Below are 20,881 nucleotides of genomic sequence, written 5' to 3'. Positions count from 1 at the left end.
TGCAAATGCCCTCGGTATTTTTTGCATCTGCCGGGAGGAGAATGTTATCTTTGCATCACTTTTCTGATACTATTTTGCAGTAGTATTTTTAATAAACAACATTCAAAATTAAGGTTATGCGTATTGCAGTTCCTGCAGAAATTAAAAACAATGAGAACCGGGTGGCTATGACGCCTGCCGGTGTCATTCATTTAGTCCGTTTCGGACACGAAGTATTCATTCAAAGAGGTGCGGGTAATGGCTCTGGCTTTACTGATGAGGAATATCAGCAGGCAGGAGCTGTAATTGTGGAGACCGCCGAGGAGGCCTGGGCGATGGACATGGTTATGAAAGTTAAAGAACCGGTGCCTTCTGAGTACAAATACTTCCGTGAGGACCTGATCCTCTTTACATATCTTCACCTGGCTCCCGAGCCGGAACTGACAAAAGCCCTGGTGGATAACAAGGTGGTTGGTATTGCTTATGAAACTGTCCAGCTGGCTAATGGCTCCCTGCCTTTGCTTACTCCTATGAGTGAGGTAGCGGGCAGGATGTCGGCCCAGATTGGCGCTCAGTTTCTGGAGAAATCTCAGGGTGGTAAGGGCGTGCTGCTGGCAGGCGTACCTGGCGTGAAACGCTCAAAGGTGACTATCATTGGCGGCGGAGTGGCTGGTACCAACGCTGCTAAGATCGCTGTGGGCCTTGGCGCTGACGTGACTATCATCGATCTGAATCCCGATCGTCTCCGTCAGCTCGACGATATCTTCGGCTATCAGGTCACTACGCTGATGTCTAACCCTTACAACATTGCCAATGCAGTAAAAGAATCTGATCTGGTAATTGGTGCCGTATTGATCCCCGGTGCGAGAGCTCCAAAGCTGGTAACAGAAGAGATGGTTCAGTCGATGGAGACCGGCTCTGTATTGGTTGACATTGCGATCGACCAAGGGGGGATTTTCGAAAGTACGGACCGGATCACTACGCATGATAATCCTACTTATACTAAGCACGGAGTCGTGCATTATGCGGTGGCGAACATGCCGGGTGCGGTGCCAAGAACATCGACCATGGCTTTAACCAACGTAACCGTTCCTTATGCTATTCAGATTGCTAACAAAGGGTATAAGAAGGCATGTCTGGAAAATGAAGCATTATTAAAGGGTATCAATACGCTGGATGGGTACGTTACCTACAAGGCTGTTGCCGACTGCCACGCGTTGCCATTTGAAGATGCGCGAAAGCTTCTAGCTTAAGATTTAACGCAGATTGTATATAAGGGCCCCACTTGTTAAACAGACACGTGGGGCTTTTTTTTACACAGCGCTTGACCGCCGTCATTGCCTGGCGGCTTTTTTTGTTGCATTTTTGCAGAGAAAGATGATTATATATAAGCAATTTACATTTGATTCTGCACACTATCTTCCAAATGTTCCGGAAGGACACCGGTGTGGAAATATGCACGGACACACCTATAAGCTTACGGTTTACCTTGAGGGTGAGCTTGACAAGGATAAGGGCTGGCTCATTGATTTTGGTGACTTGAAAAAGGAGATTGATCCGCTCATCAGGATGATCGATCACAAGCTGCTCAACGAAATACCTGGTCTTGAGAATCCTACAAGCGAGATACTGGCGGCATGGTTATGGAACCGCATCAAGCCGCAGCTTCCGCTGCTTAAACGTATAGAGCTGAATGAGACGCCCACTTCTGGCGTCATCTATGAAGGAGCTTAGTTCCTGCCGAACCGGTAGAAGATTGATGCGGATCCGTATTGGTGGGCGTGAATCTGCGAACTCGTTTCTTTTGTTCGGAAGATGACCGAGAAATTGAGCGTCCATCGATCGCTCGCATATTTTACTCCAAGCTCCTGAGAGAAAGCAAGTCGATTAGGGTCTGAAGTAACGGGCCCCTTGTTGTCGTTGAAGATGCCGCCCTGCAGGGTCGCATCATAAGCTATAAAATGCAAAGATGGTCTGGCAAAGAAAAAGATCTCTTTTTGGGGAATAGTATCAGCAGAATTGTTTGAGATGCGGCTATTGGTGGCCACCGAACGATAGAGCTTGTTTATCTTACCTGCTCTGAACGTAACTCCTCCTCCGGCACCAGAGAAAGTGGTCCCGATGTTTGCATATCCGTCGACGCTGAAGTCAGCATTTTCGGATGGGCGTGATAATAAAGAGCTGTAACTGAATGAGCCGTTCACTCCCATCTCGTTGTCAATCTGGTATTTCCAGCCAGTGACCTCGTAGAAGCCCACCATTTTGTGAAGGAGGCGCTGTGCGCCTTCTCCAAGGGCGTGAGGTCCTATAGTACCGATATTAAGGGATGCCTGAAACACTTGCTCGCGCTTAGTGAACCAGTTCATCTTCGCTGCACCGTACAAGTAGGCAGCAAAGGGACGGTCAACATACCGCATGTCAGGGACATACCCTGACTGAGCATTGAACATATACTGCCCTATTTCCGCTTCCCAGATCTTTTTGAGAACATTACTGCCGGCTGGCGAGGATGGTAGTGCGTGGCGAAAGGTGATAAACAGGCCGTTTGTATAATATCTGTCCTGGCCATAAGCGAGATAGGCATCGTTATCGCTTCTGAATCCGAACTCATTTTTGAAGTTTTTTCGCTGTGAGAAAGCTGGCAGGGTGGCAAACAGGAGGATGGCCGTAGAGAGAAGTAGTTTCATAATTGGATTCCAGTGGCGGGGGAGCTTTTATTGTCCCCCGCTGATTTGGAAAGTTAGTGGTTATTAAGAGGTTCGGGAAGCGTAAGATCGAGCGGATCTTTCACTTTCTCGTTTGTAAGAGCAAGATCGATGACCTCTTTCATTTCATCAACATAGTGGAACACCATGTCTTTGATATAATCTTCTTTTATTTCAAGGATGTCTTTCCGGTTTGATCTCGATAAGATGACTTCTTTGATATTTGCCCTTTTGGCTGCGAGTATTTTCTCTTTAATGCCGCCGACTGGCAATACCTTGCCCCGGAGTGTGATTTCACCTGTCATGGCGAGATTTTGTTTCACCCTTCTCTGGGTAAAAGCGGAGGTGAGGGCTGTTAGCATGGTGATACCTGCTGAAGGCCCATCTTTAGGAGTTGCGCCGGCTGGAACATGGACGTGTACATCCCATTGCTCAAAGAGGCGGTAATCAATGCCGAACTTCTGTGAGTGTGCACGGAGATAAGCCATGGCGATCGTTGCAGATTCTTTCATTACATCGCCCAGATTACCGGTGAGTGATAATTTGCCTTTGCCAGGACTGAGACTCGCTTCAATGAAGAGAATGTCGCCGCCTACCTGCGTCCAGGCCAGGCCTGTTACTACACCTGCAACTTCATTGCCCTCGTAAAGATCCTTGTCGAATATCGGCGCTCCCAGAATAGTTTCTACATCTGCCTTGTTTAAGGCCGGAACATATTCTTTTTCCATGGCGATCTTTGTGGCGACACCCCGTACTACTGACCCGATCTTCTTTTCCAGTCCTCTTACGCCCGATTCGCGGGTGTAATCTTCAATGATCTTTTCTATTACCGGAGCTTTTAACACTACATCTTTCCTGGTCAGTCCGTGTTGCTCAAGTTGCTTGGGCAAGAGGTGCTGCTTGGCAATCTCGATCTTCTCTTCAATGGTGTAGCCGTTTACTTCGATCACTTCCATACGATCAAGAAGTGCCGGCTGGATGGAACCAAGAGAGTTGGCTGTAGCGATGAACATGACGTTGGACAGGTCAAAGTCGAGCTCAACATAATGGTCATAGAACGCATTGTTCTGTTCCGGATCCAGCACCTCGAGAAGGGCGGAAGATGGATCGCCTCTAAAGTCGTTTCCAACCTTATCGATTTCGTCAAGAACAAAGACAGGGTTTGCTGTTCCTGCTTTCTTCAATGACTGAATAATGCGTCCTGGCATTGCACCTATGTAAGTTTTACGGTGTCCTCTGATCTCTGCTTCATCTCGCACGCCACCGAGGGCAACCCGTACGTATTTTCTTCCCAGAGCCCGGGCGATGGATTTACCAAGTGATGTTTTTCCAACTCCCGGAGGGCCAGCAAGGCACAGGATGGGAGCCTTCATATTATTCCTTAGCTTGAGCACCGCCAGGTACTCTATTATTCGCTGTTTTACTTTGTCAAGGCCGTAGTGATCTTTATTCAGGATCTTTTCAGCCCGCTTAAGGTCAAAGTTGTCTTTTGAAAATTCAGACCAGGGAAGGTCAAGCAGGAGCTCGAGGTAGTTAACCTGGACGGAATAGTCGGCAGCGGCCGGGTTCATGCGGCCGAGCTTGTCGAGCTCTTTAACAAAGTGTTCCCTGACTTCTTTGCTCCACTTCTTTTTGGCAGCGCGTTCCCGAAGGTTTTCGAGTTCGAGGTCGGGAGAACTGCCGCCCAGTTCTTCCTGGATCGTCTTAAGCTGTTGGTTCAGATAGTACTCGCGTTGCTGCTTGTCGAGGTCTGTCCTTACTTTCGACTGGATCTGATTCTTGAGCTCCAGCATCTGAAGTTCAGTGGTCAGCTGCTCTAGCACCATCTTGGCACGGTCACGCAGATTAGCCACCTCCAGCATCTTTTGCTTGACGGGAACGTCTGCGTTCATGTTGGAGGATATGAAGTTGATCAGGAAGGAAGTGCTTTCTATATTCTTAATGGCGATTCCTGCTTCACTCGGGAGGTTGGGCGACATTTGAATGATTTGCATCGACATCTCCTTGATGGATGCAACCATTGCCTTGAATTCCTTGTCCTGTTTGGGACGGATCTCTTCAAATTTATCGACAGTAGCCTTGATATAAGGCTCTGCCTGCACTTCCTCGCGCAGTCTGAAACGCTGCTTGCCCTGAATAATGACAGTGGTGCTGCCATCAGGCATTTGCAGCATTTTAATGATCAACGCTACAGTTCCGACTGTGTTAAGCTGTGAAAACAGAGGATCTTCTATAGCGACATCTCTTTGAGAGACGACACCGATGGTACGATCGCCTTTGTAAGCATCCTTGATCAATTTTATTGACTTGTCTCGGCCAACTGTGATGGGGATCACCACACCCGGAAATAGCACCGTATTGCGAAGGGGAAGTATAGATAAAACCTCGGGAGTTTGCTCGTTATTCATTTCCTCTTCGTCTTCCTGAGACATCAGCGGAAAGAACTCGGTATCTTCATTTATTATGGGTAATGACTGATTAAAATCCAGCAAATTATTCATTCAGTTCCTTTCTCGGCGTCAATATGACAGCTTTTAAATTTAACTCTTGTGATCTTTCTAACTTTGCAGATATCTGCAAGGCGTGTGCCAATAGCTATAATTGAGGTAAAAGTCGCTCTTTTCCGCCACGACGATAAAAGTAAGAAAATAAGCTGTAAAAAAGTCAGCTCGCTTTTCTTAAAACAATTTGAGGGGCTTGCGTATTTATAACGTCATTAAGAACGGGAGGCCAGAAATGGAAGTAATAGTTTGTAAATAACGAAAAATAGAAATAATATTACCCGTTCATTCGTTATAGGTTTAAAGCTCATATTCAATGAAAGTAATTGTATCGATTTTGTCTTTTGTATGTTTGTTCGCCAATGTTTCGCTTGGCCAGCAAGGTCAGGAAATTAAGAATAACTATGTGAAGCTGGGCCAGAAGGCCGTGATAGACGGCAAGTTTAACGAGGCTGTGACCCATCTGGAAAAGGCAATGCCAGCAGAGGCTAATAATGCAGATGTTCTGTATATGCTGGGCTATTCTTATTACCACACAGGCGACTATGCTAAGGCGATATCCACGTTCGGTCAGGTAGTGTCTTTACGTCCCAGCAATGTTTCAGCCTATTATTATCGTGGAAAGGCAAGGAACGTTCAGGGGACGCAGTTGTCTGCTTCTAATGCCGAGCGTGAGAAGCTGCTGCAGGCGTCGATCCGGGATTTCAGTAAAGCAATTGAGCTGAACAGTGAAGATCTTAAGCTATTTCAAAACCGTGCTATAGCGTACAGGGATTATGGAATTCTTAAAGGTCAGAAGATCCCGAAGTTCTACGACAAGGCTGCTGCCGAGAGCGCGTTTAAATCTTGCATCGACGATTTACAGCACGTTCTTGATGCTACCCCCGGAAGAAAGGACATCATGGACGAGATGAAGAAAGCCAAAGTCTACATGGCGAATCTCAGCAGATAGGATGTAAAAGGGATGGACAAAAGTTCATCCCTTTTTTTAAGCCTTATTTCTACTTCCTTCCACCAAAATTCTGAACCCAATAATTATTCTCCATTGCTACTCCAACTTCCCGGAACGACTTATTCATGATGTTGTGGCAATGTCCCTCGCTTTTAAGCCAGCCTTCCATAGCCTCGCGGATGCTGCGCTGTCCCCATGCAATATTTTCGCCCACTGCGTAAGTTTTATATCCTTCCGGTCTGTAACCGGCGGCCATGATCCGGTCTTTACTTGTCCGGCCGTCTTTACTTATATGACTAAAATATTTTTTTCTGTTCATGTCACTGGCATGGAGGTAAGCTGAGTTTTCAAGCTGGTCATTCCAGGTCAGGGGAGGAACCGGGGGCATGTAAACTTTGCCGCAGTTACATCCGCGCGTTCTTATTTCATTAATGCGCATCAGAAACTCTTGCTGAAAGGCGGGATCGACAACAAGTGTAGTTCGCCTTGCCTGCCTCAATGGATTTTGTGCGGTTAAGGGCATGGCGCATGATGTGAATAATAACAGTAGGGCAGCATTCAGCCCTGGCATCAATTTCATAGAAGAATTTTTATCTAAGCTTCCTATTAAACGAAAAGCCGCTCAAATTATTGAGCGGCTTTTCTCCCAGTTTTGTAAATATTAATGACTCCCTGGTTCTTAATGTTATGAGCAGCGTTCAAACTCCATTTATCTATCTTCTAAAGTCATGCGTTTTTTGAATCTCTAAATGAAGTTTGACTGGATTTTAAAGGCGGAGACGCCCTTCTATAAGATAACGATGTGAACCCAGCACTTTTACATTTTGCTGCTTTACGATGCGGTAGAGCGAATCGGGATAGTATTCAAGCATTTCGTTAGAGGAATAGAGCATATTCTCCGACTGATTGCGAATAGCAATATAACTCACCTGACTTTTATCCGAGAGCCGTATTGTGACTTTCTGCGTTCTGATCTTGCTATCCTTAGCTGTATAGGTAATAACGGAGCCTCTCTTGCTCACGCGATAGCTATTACGCCAGGACGGTTTATTAATATCCGATTCGGAGAATAATGAAAGCTCGCTCCCCCAGTCAGCCACCGTTACTTTTCTGCTCTCGATATTGCCATTGTCTGAGATTGACTTCTGGACGGCAGGTCTTTTTGCTGCCAGGCGGTTCGCTTCCTTAGCAAAAAAGCCTCTGATATCAAAGTAAGTCTTTTTACTATCAGAAGCTTTATTGTCGGACTTGCATGCTGCAAGTCCGAATAGTATCAAAAATGGAATCAGTTTTCTATACAAGAACATTCCCTGTCATTTTCTCAGGGATAGGCACGCCGAGGATCTTAAGGACCGTAGGTGCGATATCACCAAGTTTTCCGTCTTTTATTGCTTTATGGTCTTTGTCAATAAGGATGCAAGGTACCAGATTAGTGGTGTGTGCTGTATTGGGTGATCCATCTCCATTGATCATGAAATCAGCGTTACCGTGATCAGCAAGGATGATGAACGAGTAGCCAATTTCAAGGCCAGTTTCTACCACTTTCTTGAGGCAGCCATCTACTGTTTCTACAGCCTTTACTACAGCCTCAAAGACGCCTGTATGGCCCACCATGTCGGGATTTGCAAAGTTAAGGCATACGAAGTCCGGTTTATTTTCCGGTAGCTCTTCGCAGATGGCATCTCGAATACCTTCAGCACTCATTTCCGGCTTCAGGTCGTAGGTAGCCACCTTTGGAGAAGGAATAAGAATGCGTTTTTCTCCTTCAAATTCTTTCTCGCGGCCGCCAGAGAAGAAAAACGTCACGTGCGGATACTTTTCCGTTTCTGCGATCCTTACCTGAGTTTTACCGTTACGACCCAGCACTTCTCCGATAGTGTCGGTCAGGTCTTCCTTGGTAAACACAACTTTAACACCTTTGAATGTTTCATCGTAGGTGGTCATTGTAACATAATGCAGAGAAAGAGGTTCGAGGTGATATTCGGGGAATGCCTTTTGAGTAAGAGCAACAGTGATCTCTCGTCCGCGGTCTGTTCTGAAGTTGAAACAGATCACTACATCTCCTGATTCTATAGTTGCTACAGGAGTACCGCCTTCGTTTACTTTTACTACCGGTTTTAAAAACTCGTCTGTAACTCCGTCTTTATAGGAGTCTTCTATTGCCGTTGTCAGTTGCTTTGCTGGTTTCCCGATGCCGTGCACCATCAGGTCATATGCTTGCTTTACTCTTTCCCAACGGTTGTCGCGGTCCATCGCATAGTATCTTCCGATGAGGGAAGCAATTTGAACAGGACTGTTTTCCAGGTGTTTTTCAAGAGCCTGCACATAGCCGACGCCTCCGTTAGGGTCAGTATCACGGCCATCGAGGAACGCATGAACGAATACATTACTTAAACCTGCTGATTTTGCAGCATCACAAAGACCGAACACGTGTTTAATATGGGAGTGCACACCGCCATCTGACAGAAGTCCGATGAAGTGAACCTTTTTGTTCTGCGCCTTAGCGTATGCAAAAGCTTCCTGAAGAACGGGATTGGTTAATAGTTCCCCGTCGTCTACCGCTTTATGAATACGGCCAAGTTCCTGATAAACGACTCGTCCTGCACCTAAGTTCATGTGGCCAACTTCAGAATTGCCCATCTGTCCGTCAGGCAAACCAACTGCCATACCCGAAGCTTCTAACCTTGAATTCGGATATGTAGTTACCAAATGATTAAAGAAAGGTGTATTTGCTGCAAGTATTGCATTTGATTGATCGGCTTTGCCGTAGCCCCAGCCGTCAAGAATGATAAGTGCTAATTTTTTTGTTTCCACATGGCAAATATACAGTTGTATTATTCCCATGCAAAGTGACTTGTGTCATATTTGACCATGTGCATCGTGAACAAAGAGATGTAATAAATGTATTTCTTATTTTAGCGCCTATGAAAGAAGAACAAGAGTTGCTTGATAAATTTATAAAAGATGCATTGCTTGAAGACGTAGGAGAAGGTGATCACACCTCGCTCGCGACTATTGCGGCGGGAAACGAAGGTCGTGCGAAACTGCTGATTAAAGAAGAGGGCACCCTTGCGGGCGTGTTTGTTGCGCTCGAGATCTTTAGGATTGTGGACCCTGGCCTTAGGGTTGATGTGTTCATAGAGGATGGTACTGAAGTAGAACCAGGAGATGTGGCGTTTCATGTCAGTGGCTCTGTCCATTCGATATTAAAAGCTGAGCGGCTTGTTTTAAACATTATGCAAAGGATGAGCGGGATTGCTACTGTTACCGGGAGGATTGTGAAGCAGCTCGGGGAAACCGGAACAAAGGTGCTCGATACCCGAAAGACTACGCCGAATATGCGGTTTTTGGAGAAGATAGCGGTAAAGATAGGAGGGGGAGTTAACCATCGGATCGGTTTGTACGACATGATCCTGATAAAAGACAATCACGTTGACTATGCAGGGGGGATTAGGCAGGCGTTACTGGCCACACGCGAATACCTGCAGGAGAAGGGGCTGGAACTCGCCGTGGAAATTGAGGTGCGCAACAAAAAGGAGTTAATGGAGGTTATAGAGAATGGAGGTGCAGATCGCATTCTGCTCGACAACTTCACCTATGAGGAGCTGAAAGAAGCGGTAGCGCTTGTTGCCGGTCGGTTTAAAACAGAGGCTTCGGGCGGCATTACAGAGGAAAATGTAGTGGAGTATGCGAAATGCGGCGTAGACTACGTGTCCATGGGTGCTCTAACTCACTCTGTTAAAAGTCTGGATATGAGCTTGAAGGCTTTTTAGTTGGGATGAAATGATATTTTACAGTATTTTGACTTCGCTTTTTTAGTATAATTGCAGGCTGAATGATATCGGTTTATTCTATTTCGGCGCTTATAGCTGCTTATCTTTTTGGATCGATTCCCAGTGCTGTATGGATAGGGCAAGCGTTTTTCGGCATCGATGTGCGCGAGTATGGGAGCGGAAATGCCGGAGCGACCAACACGTTCCGTGTTCTGGGAAAGAAGGCGGGTATCGCCGTAATGACCATCGATATTCTCAAAGGTTATACGGCCACTAACCTTGCTTACTTCATCGGTCTTTCTGTAACAGGACCGCAGCATTCCATTCAGTTTGTCAATTATCAGCTCGCACTTGGGATTACGGCAGTAATGGGGCATCTGTTCCCTGTCTTTGCAGGTTTCAGAGGAGGTAAGGGCATTGCCACTCTGTTCGGAATGGTACTGGCGGTACATTTCAGTGCCGCTTTATTCTGTGTCAGCGTTTTCTTGCTGGTGCTGTTTATCTCAAAGTACGTATCGCTTAGTTCTATTATTGCAGGCTTTTCCTTTCCGCTTAGCATCATATTTGTTTTTCACTCTCCTCTCCGATCTGTTGTCTTGTATGGGATGTGCATCTGCATCCTGATTCTGGTTACGCACCAAAAAAATATTGAGCGTTTACTTCGGGGTAAAGAATCGAAGGTAAATGTCTTCCGTAAAAAAACCGGTTGAGTATCTGAAATGTTAAGTTACAGATAAAGTTAGAATCTATGAGACGAATAAAAATAACTAGTGCTTTTCTATTCTTAATTGCTGTTAATTCTTGTTCCACGGTGCCTTTAACAGGTCGCCGGCAGTTTAACGTTGCTAACTCTCAGGAGATCCAGCAACAGGCTATACAGTCTTACCGAGAGTTTTTAAAGGACCCGAAAACGAAGGTAATAAGTTCGGGAAGTGATGCACAACGGGTGAAGGCGGTGGGAAGCCGGATTGCAAGTGCTATCGACCGTTACCTTCGCGCGAACGGTTATGCCAATCAGTACAATTTCAGCTGGGAATTTAACCTGGTACAGAGTAACGAAATTAATGCCTGGTGTATGCCTGGAGGAAAGGTTGCAGTTTACTCAGGTATTATGCCGGTAGCGCAGACAGATGCTGGACTAGCGACTGTGATGGGACACGAAATTGCCCATGCGATTGCACGACATACAGAGGAGCGGTTTTCCCAGGCAAACGTGGCACAAGCTGTTGGTGGGGTAGTAGGAGCTGCGGCGGGCTCGGAGACAATTAACCAGTTGTATGGCATTGGCGGGCAACTCGCTCTGCTTAAGTACGGCAGGAACCAGGAGTCTGAAGCAGACCGCCTCGGCCTGATCTTTATGGCAATGGCGGGCTACGATCCAAATGCGGCGGTTTCTTTCTGGAAAAGGATGGCTTCTTCCAAGCAAGGGAACGGAGCTCCTCCCGAGTTTTTGAGCACGCACCCCAGTGATGCCACCCGAATTGCTAATATCCAGAATCGCATACCAGAAGCGTTAAAGTATTATAAGAAGTAAATTGTTTATTCTGCCAGCTCTTTATCCAGGGCTGTAAAAATAGCCTTTGCTTTCAGAAGACACTCGTCATACTCGCGGGCAGGATCTGAAGCAAAGGTTATTGCACTTCCTGTCTGGAAAGAAAGGTAACGATTCTCTGCGTTGTAGATGAGGCTTCTTATCACGACGTTAAAATCGAAGTCTCCATCGGGAGCGAAGTATCCTACTGCGCCTGAAAATAGTCCCCTCTTTGTTCGCTCGTATTTCTCAATGATTTCCATCGCCCTTACTTTGGGAGCACCTGTCATGGATCCCATCGGGAACGCAGCTGCGATGATATCTGCATTATTAGCGTCGGACGAAACTCTGCATGAGATAGTTGAAATCATTTGATGGACCTGCGGGAAGCTATAGATTCCGAATAGTTCCTCGACTTTGACCGACCCCGGGAGTGCGCATTTTGTGAGGTCGTTGCGTACAAGATCTACAATCATGACATTTTCAGCAACCTCCTTCTCATCGGTCCGCAGCTCTTTCATTCGCTGGATATCTTCGCCGGGGTCACTGGAGCGGGGAGCTGTGCCTTTGATCGGCTGAGAAATGACCTTGTTGCCCTTTCTACAGATAAATCGTTCGGGGGAAGCCGAGATAAGGTACTTTTGATTATACTTCAGGAAAGAGGCGAAAGGAGCGGGAGATGTCTTGTTAAGTGTTTTAAAGACTTGTACGGGATCAATCTGAACCTCTTCTGCATAAAACTCCTGGCAAAAGTTCATTTCGTAGATATCGCCCCGCGCGATATGTTCCTGTATCAGGCCCACAGCTGCTATGTATTCATGTCTGCTAAATCTACTTTTTACTGCGGCGTGAAAGGACACATTGCCGGACCTTATTATTTGGCTGTTTATATGGCTAAAAATATCTTCTTCGCGGGTATACAGGCTGACTTTATTGCCCTGAATCAGCAGAACATGCAGGGGAATAAAGAAAAAAAGATCCTCGAATTCTAAGCGGTCCTGGTTCTTTGAATGAAGGTTTTCCAGTTCATTTTTCAGATCGTAGCTTAAGAAGCCGGCGATGAAGGTTTTGTGCTCGTTCAGTAGCTCTTTGAGCTGCTGAAAGGCAGATCCTGCTTCTGCTGTTAACTCAGCGACACTACCCGCAGTGATCATAACGTCAAAGGAGGTATAAGGGTCGCTATAACCGTTGGAGTCAAAATAAGAGGCCACCTCAAATGAGGTGGCCCATTGTAAAGCCTGTTCTTTGAAAAGATTAATATCTTCCGGATAGTAATTTAAAACCTTCATCCAGAAGCAGAGTGTTAGTCTAAGATCAATGTCTGAATGCGGTCGGGGCCAACAGAAAGATATCTCACCGGAACTCCTACTTTGCTTTCGATATAGCGCACATAATTCATCAGCTTTTCAGGTACTTCTCCGATCGTTTTGATTCCGGTCAGATCTTCGTTCCATCCTTCAATCTCTTCTAATACGGGTTCTGCCTTTACTGTACATATGTCATATGGCATGTAGTCGATCACTTCGCCATTGTACTTATAATGCGTACATGCATATATTTTTTCAAATCCGCTCATGACGTCGGCTTTGGTCATCACCAGCTCAGTAACTCCGTTAAGCATAACGGCGTACTTCAGGGCTGGAATATCGATCCATCCGCAACGACGGGGACGACCAGTAGTAGCACCAAATTCACGTCCGATCTGGCGTAGCTGCTCTCCGGTTTCATCAAATAACTCTGTAGGAAACGGACCTCCACCGACCCGGGTACAGTATGCTTTGAAAATTCCTATAACCGACCCTATCCTGGACGGCGCTACTCCCAGTCCGGTACATGCTCCGGCAGTAGTCGTATTGGAAGAGGTAACAAATGGATAGGAGCCGAAGTCAACATCCAGAAGTGTGCCTTGTGCGCCTTCTGCAAGCACTGACTTACCTTCTGACAGATACTGGTTGACGAAATGCTCGCTATCGACCTGAGGAATGCTCTTCAGATATTCGATCGCTTCGAAGAACGCCTGTTCTTTCTCTGAAAAATCAGGGATTTCTCCGTAATGAGAAAGGATAGACTTGTGTTTGTTAACGAGTTTATGGTACCGTTCCGTAAAGTCGGGCAGAAGTGTGTCGCCTACTCTCAAACCGTTTCTGCCGGTCTTGTCCATGTAGGTTGGACCGATACCCTTCAATGTAGAACCTATTTTTCCTTCGCCCATTTTGCTTTCCGACGCTGCGTCAAGCAATTGATGAGTGGGAAGGATCAGGTGTGCTTTCTTTGCAATAACCAGCTTTTTGGCAGCGACAGGATCAAAGCCGCTCTTTTTCAGGGTTTCAAGTTCACGTCTCAGAATGATAGGGTCGACTACAACTCCGTTTCCTATCAGGTTCATGTTCCTCTCGTTGAAGATACCCGATGGGATGGTGTTCAGTACATACTTCTGATTGTCAAACTCAAGTGTGTGGCCGGCATTCGGGCCGCCTTGGAAACGGGCAATTAAATCGTATTTAGGACTAAGAACGTCAACAATTTTTCCTTTGCCTTCGTCGCCCCACTGAAGGCCTAACAGTACATCAACAGCCATGAATAATTTGGAATGTTTAATTTTTTAAATAAGACTCGCAGTAACCTTCCTTTAATTTGGTGCAGTTACCATAGAGGTTGAGGGAATGGTGCTTGATATCGAATTTGAGCAGGTCGCCCATCATGGACTGAATCTGGCCCACGCGCGGGTCACAGAATTCCACAACCTTCCCACAGTCAATGCAAATGATGTGGTCGTGCTGCTTGTAGCCGTACGACTTCTCAAACTGAGCCATATTTTTACCAAACTGATGTTTTGTTACAAGATCACAGGAAACAAGAAGTTCGAGTGTATTATAAACCGTAGCCCTGCTCACCCTGTATTTCTTGTTCTTCATGTGGATATATAAGGACTCAACATCAAAATGATCGTTTCTTGAGTATATCTCTTCAAGGATGGCAAAACGTTCAGGCGTTTTTCTCAGACTCTTATTTTCGAGGTAGGCCTCGAAAATCTTTTTGACCATTGCTATCGTTTCTTGTAAAGGCATATCTTCCTGACTCAGCGTTCAAAGTTATCTAAAAAAATAAGAAATGTTAAAATTTCACAGAATAAATCAGAAGGCCGAGCCCTTCATACACTGCTGACAGCCTGATTATTGTTGGACGGCGATTGCTTAGGGAGCAAAAGAGAACCGTGCGCCTTTTCACCACGTTCATTTTTATGTTGCAAGAAGTGGAAGCTTTGAGCGCCCCTCATGATGCTTTATATATCTTCTGGGGCTCTGAATCAAAACGAGTAACGGAGGTAACGCCCTTTACCTGTCGCAATCTCTTGATCAGGTTCTCGAGATGGTTGGTGTCATTTACGTACACCATAATTGAGCCCTCAAATATCCCCTCGTTACTGTCAACAGTTATTGAGCGCATGTTCACTTTGAAATCGTTCGAAATAACGGTTGTCAGCTTATTGATCAGTCCCACCTCGTCGATTCCTGTTATTCGGAGGCCAGTGAGAAATGCCAGTTCTTTCTGCGAGGTCCACTTTGCCTTTACCACCCGGTATCCATAATTCGCCATAAGCTTAGTGGCATTCGGGCAATTGGTACGGTGAATCTTGATGCCATCGTTAACTGTAATGAAGCCAAAGACATCATCGCCGGGGATTGGATTGCAGCAGGAGGATAACTTATAATCGATCTTCTGCATATCTTCTCCAATCAGGAGGGTATCGCTGTCTTTGGTCTTCACCTTGTTCATCAGACCTTCAATCTGACTGGTGTCGATTCGCTCCGGTGCCTTGTTTTCAACCGTTCTCTCTGACGCCTGGAACTCCTTCAGCCCTTTCAGATCAAATGTGCCTTTCGCGATGTTATAAAACAGATCCAGGGTAGAACCATATTTAAAATAGTTCGCAATCTTATGGATGTTCTCTGTATTGTAAGTGATTTTTAATGATTTAAGCTTGCGTTCAAGGATTTCTTTACCCTCTTCTGCCACGCGACGTTTCTCCTCTTTTAGCGACGACTTAATTTTTGCCTTTGCCTTCGCTGTAACTACAAAGTTGAGCCAATCTTCCTTCGGACTTTGCTTGGTGGAAGTTATGATCTCTACCTGATCTCCATTCTGCAAACGGTGGGAGAGAGGGACAAGCTTGTGATTTACTTTGGCGCCGATACATTTTGCCCCGAGGTCTGAGTGGATCTCAAAAGCAAAATCGAGGGCGGTGGCCCCCAGTGGCAGCTGCATAAGAGCGCCTTTCGGGGTAAAGATGAAAATCTCGTCCGAAAAAAGGTTCATCTTGAAGTCATCGAGAAAATCCAGCGCGTTTGATTCGGGATTTTTCAGAAGCTCCCGTACCTTCTGGATCCACTGATCCAACCCGCTGTCTGAGGATGACTCTTTGTACTTCCAATGTGCTGCGAATCCTTTCTCTGCAATCTCATTCATTCTCTGTGTGCGGATCTGGACCTCTACCCATTGGCCCTTTGGCCCCATTACTGTTGTGTGAAGAGATTCGTAGCCATTGGCTTTAGGGGATGAGACCCAGTCGCGAAGCCGGTCAGGATTGGGCCTGTACAGGTCCGTGACGATGGAGTACGCCTTCCAGCAGTCCGCTTTTTCCGTCTCGAGCTTGCTGTCAAGAATGATCCTGATAGCAAACAGGTCGTACACTTCTTCAAAAGGAACTCCCTTCTTTCTCATTTTATTCCAGATCGAATGAATCGATTTTGGACGACCATAGACGTCGGCATGAAGCCCTTGTTCTGCCAGTATTTCTTTTATAGGTCCGATGAAAGTTTGTATGTACAGTTCCCTCTCAGCCTTTTTTTCGTTGAGCTTTCTCGCTATGAACTTGTAAGTCTCCGACTCTGTGTATTTCATAGAAAGGTCTTCGAGCTCCGATTTCATGGCATAAAGTCCGAGGCGGTGAGCTAGTGGCGCGTAGAGATAGATTGTTTCGGACGATATCTTAAGCTGCTTGTCACGTGGCATGTGATCCATCGTTCGCATATTATGCAGCCTGTCGGCAAGCTTAATGAGGATCACGCGCACGTCATCAGCCAAAGTCAGGAGCATCTTGCGAAAGTTCTCTGCCTGCAGAGAACTATTGTAATCAAAAACGCCTGATATCTTGGTGAGACCATCAATAATACGTGCTACCTTTTTTCCAAACTCCCGTTCGATATCGTCGAGTGTCACCGCTGTATCTTCGACAACGTCGTGCAGGAGGGCACATACAATTGAGGTGGTGCCAAGGCCGATTTCTTCGGCGGCGATCTGTGCAACAGCTATCGGATGGTATATATATGGCTCCCCAGATTTCCGTCGCATGTCTTTGTGACTTTCAAGTGCGAGCTCGAAAGCCTGCCTGATCATGCGCTTGTCGCCTTTCTGCATGGTGGGCTTACATGCCTTAAGAAGAGCCCGGTACCGCTTTAGTATTTCTTTTTTCTCTGCCTCTATATCAATCACTAATTCGTTCATCTTCAATTCTAAACGTTTCAAAAAAATAATGTATCCTGCTATAACAATTGGGTTACATTTTCGTACTATTGGTAATTAATAATCGTACGAAATAACATTATTTTTGTACTAACTAAGATATGAAAATTTTTCCTCTTTTTGTGCTGTTCAGCCTGATTTTAGTGAGTTTTAGCTATGCACAGGACAAATTTGACCCCAATGTGAAAGGCAAAAACGATACCATCCGGGTGGCTATCACGAAGGATGAGTTCGGCGACTTTATCCCCTGGATCCCGCTTGTGGATGTGAGTATCAGAGACTCCCGTATTTTTGCTTCTGCTGATGCGCGAAATCAATATCTCCGCCTTCGTTACAATGTATTGAAAGTGCTGCCTTACGCAAAGTTTGCAAGGAGCCGATATAGCCGTTTGCACGACGATCTGGAACATACAACAAATAAAAAGGAGCAGAAGTTGCTGGTAAAGGCATGCGAGCGTGAGATTAAGGACATGTTTAACAGGGAAATTAAAAATATGACGATCACCCAGGGCGAGATTCTGATCAAGCTTATCGATAGGGAGACTGGCAATAGTAGTTATGAGCTTGTCAAGCAATTGAAAGGCGGATTTACTGCCTTTTGCTATCAGTCGGTGGCACGTATCTTTGGACACAACCTGAAACAGAAATACGATCCTCAGCAGGAGAGGGATATTGAGAACATCATCCAGCGCTACGGCTATTACAGTGATATTCCTTATGGATACAATTAGATCTATTTTGGTCTTAATGCACTTTTAGAGAAGCTGTAGTCCCCATATTTTCATACTTTTGCCTCCGCCGGTATTCCACCAATATGGCCGGCCTAATACTACAATGAAACTAGACGTACTTGTTATTGCTGTACATCCGGACGACGCGGAGTTAGGGTGTTCGGGAACATTGTTAAAGCTGAAGGCAGAGGGAAAAAGGACGGGTATTATTGATCTGACCAGGGGAGAGCTTGGTACCAGGGGAACTGCAGAAACAAGAGATGCGGAAGCGCAGGATGCAGCGAAGGTGCTGCAACTGGACGTAAGGGAGAACCTATGCATGCGCGACGGCTTTTTCCTGAATAACGAGGAGCATCAGCTTAGAATCATAGAGAAGATCAGACAATATCAACCTGAAATTGTAATATCAAATGCTATAGATGACCGACACCCCGACCATGGGCGTGCAGCTTCTCTTGTAAATGATGCTGTTTTCCTGTCGGGATTGCGAAAGATCAGCACGGAGCTTAGTGGGCAGAAGCAGGAAGCCTGGCGCCCGCGACTTCTTTTTCATTTCGTACAAAGCTCTTACATCAAGCCTGACATCCTGATCGACATTACTCCCTACTGGGAGGGTAAACTGGCTTCAATAGCAGCGTATAAAACCCAATTTTATAACCCTGAATTGCAGGATGAGCATCAAACTTTTATTTCCACTCCTGATTTTGCCCGATTTGTAGAGGCTCGGGCGCGCGAGCTGGGAAAGAATATTGACGCAGCCTATGCCGAAGCCTTTACTTGTAAGAAGCTCCTGGCCGTGGACAGTTTATTTGACCTTCGCTAGTTTAAAGAGAAGGGACGATTTTCCTCATGATCTCTATCCCTTCGTCTATATGTTGTTTGTCCATTATTAGTGCCGGCCTGAATCGGATTGATCTTGTTCCGCATCCAATAAACATTGCATTGTTTTCAAATCCTTTCCGGATGAACTTGTTTCTCGTCACTGTGTCGGGAAAGTCAAAAGCGCTGAGTAGACCCAAGCCGCGAACATTTGACATAACGGGATAGTCGCGGGATAATTTCAAAAGTTGCTCCTGCAGGTATGCCCCGGAAGAGGCTGCGTTTTCTACCAAATGGTCTTCTTCTATAACTTGCAGGATTTTCGATGCCCGGACCATATCAACAAGATTGCCTCCCCAGGTGGAGTTTAAGCGGGAGGGGACAGTAAAAACATTATGCTCGATCTCGTCAACCTTTCTGCCCACCAGAATGCCGCATACCTGCATTTTTTTTCCAAAAGCAATGGCATCAGGAAGTGCTTTATCTCCGAAATGTTTGTAACACCAGAACTCTCCCGAAAGGCCTACTCCTGTTTGAACTTCGTCATATATCAGAAAGCATTCGTTTTCGTCTGCCAGAGCCCGTACCTGCTCAAGAAATTGCCGGCGCACGTGGTTATCTCCTCCTTCTGCCTGGATGGGTTCAATGATGATAGCACAGATGTCGTCTTTATTCTCCGAAAAAGCCTTTTTGATTTGTTCTATGGCTACTTGCTCTCTACGGGCCAGATCTTCCTCGTTTTCGCTTGTAACCGGAAATCTAATGGCAGGGGTTGCTATTCTGGGCCAGTTAAATTTAGCATACCATTTCGTTTTGTCGGGGTGCGTATTAGTAAGACTCATGGTATAGCCCGTCCTGCCATGGAAGGCATGTTCAAAGTGAATGACTTTAAAGCCTCTTTCAACGCTATATCCTTTCCTGAAATTCTTCTGTACCTTCCAGTCCATCGCCGTCTTTAATGCATTTTCAATAGCCAGTCCACCGCCTGCAATGAAGAACGCGTGAGGGAGGTATTCAGGGATTCCAATTCTTGAAAATGTGTCAACAAATTCTGCATATTGCTGAGTATAGATGTCTGAATTGGAGGGATTACTTAGCGCTGCCAGCATGAGGTTCTTTTTGAATTCCTCATCATCCAATAATTTGGGATGATTGTATCCGAGAGGTACTGAAGCAAAGCATGTAAAGAAATCAAGCAGTTTGCGATTGTATTTCGAGTCGTACATGTATACGCCCTTGCTTTTTTCCATATCAAAAACCAGATCGTAGCCGTCGGCCAGGATGTGCTTGCCAAGGCTTCTGTGTACGTTTTCAGATGAAACAGACAAATGATACATAAGCTTCTCCTTCTTAACAAATGTAAAATAAAGTAAGCACTTTCTAAGAGGGGAGGTAGAAGAAATGCGGCCTTTATTGCCTGGAAGAGGTCTTTAACCCAAGAAGGCCAAACAGCCCACCGCTGTGGACCGCCAGGATGCGCTGTCCCTTTTCAAAGTAGTCTTGCCGGGCGAGATCGAAAATAGAAAACATCATTTTTCCTGTGTAAACCTGGTCCAGGAGCACTCCTGTAGTTGAGGCAAACTCAGAAATGAAATTTAAAAGTGCAGGAGAAGTCCGGGCGTATCCTCCAAAATGATACTGATCATGAAACGCAAAGGGCAGCCCGGCTTTTGATAGCAGCTGAACCTCTTCGCGTAAAAAAGCCGCTCCTTTCAAAACAGGAAGTACGTGTAGCCGACATGCTAGTTGCGATTCAGCCAAACCCCTGAGGATCCCAGCAGCAGTTGTTCCGGTCCCCGCGGCACAGAAAATGTGATGATAGTGCTCTTTCAGCTCTGCGATGAGTTCCGAACAGCCCCTTACCGCCAGTTCTCCAGCTCCTCCTTCGTCTACAAAAAAGGCCTCGGGATCGTCACCAAAGTAGGAGTCAAAGAGCGCATGCTTGTTGCGGTACATCTGACGGTCTGTAAAGATGAGCTTCATACCGAACATTTTGCTAAGGAAGAGCGAGTCAGTGTTTACATCTTCACCTCTCACAAAAGCTGTAGCCTTTAGGCCGAACTTTGCGGCTGCACATGCGGTTGCCAGCAAATGGTTCGACCACACCCCCCAAAGGTAACGAGATGTGTTTTACCAAGTTGCAGTGCTTCCTTAATATTGTACTTCAATTTTCTCCACTTATTGCCTGAGATAAAAGGATGGATCATATCATCGCGTTTAAGAAAGAGCCTGACTTTTTTTCCCTGAGCATGGGATGCTGTATTTCTTCTTCCGGACTGTAAATAGGAAATTCTACCATTGAATCGATGTAACTACTGCAAAGGTAAGATTCGTTCCCGGTGATTAAGCAATATTGAACAGGGACAG

The 20,881-nt window shown here is 45.9% G+C and carries 19 protein-coding genes; 8 read left to right on the top strand and 11 right to left on the bottom strand.

What is annotated here, in order from left to right:
- Positions 1-116 precede the first annotated feature (116 nt).
- Together ald and queD are read left to right on the top strand one after the other, a co-directional pair.
- Entirely contained in the window at positions 117-1,232 is a 1,116-nt protein-coding gene (gene ald, locus ACES2C_RS18915; RefSeq protein ID WP_374164617.1) for an alanine dehydrogenase, read from the top strand.
- A gap of 124 nt (positions 1,233-1,356) precedes the next feature.
- Positions 1,357-1,713 (top strand): 6-carboxytetrahydropterin synthase QueD, encoded by a 357-nt coding sequence (gene queD / locus ACES2C_RS18910; protein ID WP_374164616.1) that lies wholly within the window; start codon positions 1,357-1,359, stop codon positions 1,711-1,713.
- Here queD and ACES2C_RS18905 read toward each other — a convergent pair.
- The gene (locus ACES2C_RS18905) at positions 1,710-2,666 is read right to left on the bottom strand and encodes a lipid A deacylase LpxR family protein (protein ID WP_374164615.1); all 957 of its coding nucleotides are present in this window, start codon (positions 2,664-2,666) and stop codon (positions 1,710-1,712) included. The genes queD and ACES2C_RS18905 overlap by 4 nt on opposite strands.
- A gap of 53 nt (positions 2,667-2,719) precedes the next feature.
- On the bottom strand, positions 2,720-5,185 hold the full coding sequence (gene lon, locus ACES2C_RS18900; RefSeq protein WP_374164614.1) for an endopeptidase La: 2,466 nt from the start codon (positions 5,183-5,185) through the stop codon (positions 2,720-2,722).
- A 316-nt stretch (positions 5,186-5,501) separates the two neighbouring features.
- On the opposite strand from lon, the gene ACES2C_RS18895 reads away from it, so the two are divergent.
- Positions 5,502-6,137: a tetratricopeptide repeat protein gene (locus ACES2C_RS18895; protein ID WP_374164613.1), complete on the top strand. Its 636-nt coding sequence runs from the start codon at positions 5,502-5,504 to the stop codon at positions 6,135-6,137.
- A 49-nt stretch (positions 6,138-6,186) separates the two neighbouring features.
- Here the strand turns inward: ACES2C_RS18895 and ACES2C_RS18890 are convergent, their stop codons facing one another.
- The 3 genes from ACES2C_RS18890 to gpmI all read right to left on the bottom strand — a co-directional run bounded on the left by ACES2C_RS18890 (position 6,187) and on the right by gpmI (position 8,951).
- On the bottom strand, positions 6,187-6,717 hold the full coding sequence (locus ACES2C_RS18890; RefSeq protein ID WP_374164612.1) for a CAP domain-containing protein: 531 nt from the start codon (positions 6,715-6,717) through the stop codon (positions 6,187-6,189).
- Positions 6,718-6,904: 187 nt separating this feature from the next.
- Entirely contained in the window at positions 6,905-7,444 is a 540-nt protein-coding gene (locus tag ACES2C_RS18885; protein ID WP_374164611.1) for a hypothetical protein, read from the bottom strand.
- The gene (gpmI, locus tag ACES2C_RS18880; protein ID WP_374164610.1) at positions 7,431-8,951 is read right to left on the bottom strand and encodes a 2,3-bisphosphoglycerate-independent phosphoglycerate mutase; all 1,521 of its coding nucleotides are present in this window, start codon (positions 8,949-8,951) and stop codon (positions 7,431-7,433) included. Before gpmI ends, ACES2C_RS18885 begins: the two co-directional genes overlap by 14 nt.
- 110 nt (positions 8,952-9,061) lie before the next feature.
- On the opposite strand from gpmI, the gene nadC reads away from it, so the two are divergent.
- From nadC to ACES2C_RS18865, 3 genes are all read left to right on the top strand, one after another.
- Positions 9,062-9,910, top strand: coding sequence for a carboxylating nicotinate-nucleotide diphosphorylase (gene nadC / locus ACES2C_RS18875; protein ID WP_374164609.1), 849 nt, complete (start codon positions 9,062-9,064; stop codon positions 9,908-9,910).
- A gap of 62 nt (positions 9,911-9,972) precedes the next feature.
- Positions 9,973-10,620: a glycerol-3-phosphate 1-O-acyltransferase PlsY gene (gene plsY / locus ACES2C_RS18870; RefSeq protein ID WP_374164608.1), complete on the top strand. Its 648-nt coding sequence runs from the start codon at positions 9,973-9,975 to the stop codon at positions 10,618-10,620.
- A gap of 38 nt (positions 10,621-10,658) precedes the next feature.
- Complete coding sequence (locus ACES2C_RS18865) at positions 10,659-11,444, top strand: M48 family metallopeptidase (RefSeq protein ID WP_374164607.1); 786 nt, start codon at positions 10,659-10,661, stop codon at positions 11,442-11,444.
- 5 nt (positions 11,445-11,449) lie between these two features.
- Here the strand turns inward: ACES2C_RS18865 and pabB are convergent, their stop codons facing one another.
- The 4 genes from pabB to ACES2C_RS18845 form a co-directional block, all read right to left on the bottom strand.
- Positions 11,450-12,730, bottom strand: coding sequence for an aminodeoxychorismate synthase component I (gene pabB / locus ACES2C_RS18860; RefSeq protein WP_374164606.1), 1,281 nt, complete (start codon positions 12,728-12,730; stop codon positions 11,450-11,452).
- A 14-nt stretch (positions 12,731-12,744) separates the two neighbouring features.
- On the bottom strand, positions 12,745-14,019 hold the full coding sequence (locus ACES2C_RS18855) for an adenylosuccinate synthase (protein ID WP_374164605.1): 1,275 nt from the start codon (positions 14,017-14,019) through the stop codon (positions 12,745-12,747).
- Between the two features lie 16 nt (positions 14,020-14,035).
- Positions 14,036-14,509, bottom strand: a complete 474-nt coding sequence (locus ACES2C_RS18850) for a Fur family transcriptional regulator (RefSeq protein ID WP_374164604.1) — start codon at positions 14,507-14,509, stop codon at positions 14,036-14,038.
- A 205-nt stretch (positions 14,510-14,714) separates the two neighbouring features.
- Entirely contained in the window at positions 14,715-16,946 is a 2,232-nt protein-coding gene (locus ACES2C_RS18845; RefSeq protein ID WP_374164603.1) for a bifunctional (p)ppGpp synthetase/guanosine-3',5'-bis(diphosphate) 3'-pyrophosphohydrolase, read from the bottom strand.
- Positions 16,947-17,065: 119 nt separating this feature from the next.
- Between ACES2C_RS18845 and ACES2C_RS18840 the strand changes: the two genes are divergently transcribed.
- Together ACES2C_RS18840 and bshB1 are read left to right on the top strand one after the other, a co-directional pair.
- Positions 17,066-17,695 (top strand): DUF4294 domain-containing protein, encoded by a 630-nt coding sequence (locus ACES2C_RS18840; protein ID WP_374164602.1) that lies wholly within the window; start codon positions 17,066-17,068, stop codon positions 17,693-17,695.
- A 103-nt stretch (positions 17,696-17,798) separates the two neighbouring features.
- On the top strand, positions 17,799-18,518 hold the full coding sequence (gene bshB1 / locus ACES2C_RS18835; RefSeq protein ID WP_374164601.1) for a bacillithiol biosynthesis deacetylase BshB1: 720 nt from the start codon (positions 17,799-17,801) through the stop codon (positions 18,516-18,518).
- A gap of 1 nt (position 18,519) precedes the next feature.
- Here the strand turns inward: bshB1 and lat are convergent, their stop codons facing one another.
- Positions 18,520-19,851: an L-lysine 6-transaminase gene (lat, locus tag ACES2C_RS18830; RefSeq protein WP_374164600.1), complete on the bottom strand. Its 1,332-nt coding sequence runs from the start codon at positions 19,849-19,851 to the stop codon at positions 18,520-18,522.
- A gap of 73 nt (positions 19,852-19,924) precedes the next feature.
- A complete protein-coding gene (locus tag ACES2C_RS18825; RefSeq protein WP_374164599.1) occupies positions 19,925-20,620 on the bottom strand; it encodes a 1-aminocyclopropane-1-carboxylate deaminase/D-cysteine desulfhydrase in 696 nt (231 codons plus the stop codon).
- Positions 20,621-20,881: the final 261 nt, after the last annotated feature.

The organism is Arcticibacter sp. MXS-1 (assembly GCF_041902385.1).
Classification (GTDB): domain Bacteria; phylum Bacteroidota; class Bacteroidia; order Sphingobacteriales; family Sphingobacteriaceae; genus Arcticibacter.
Note: the sequence above shows the minus strand (reverse complement) of the source record. Positions and strands in the feature narration are given on the sequence as shown.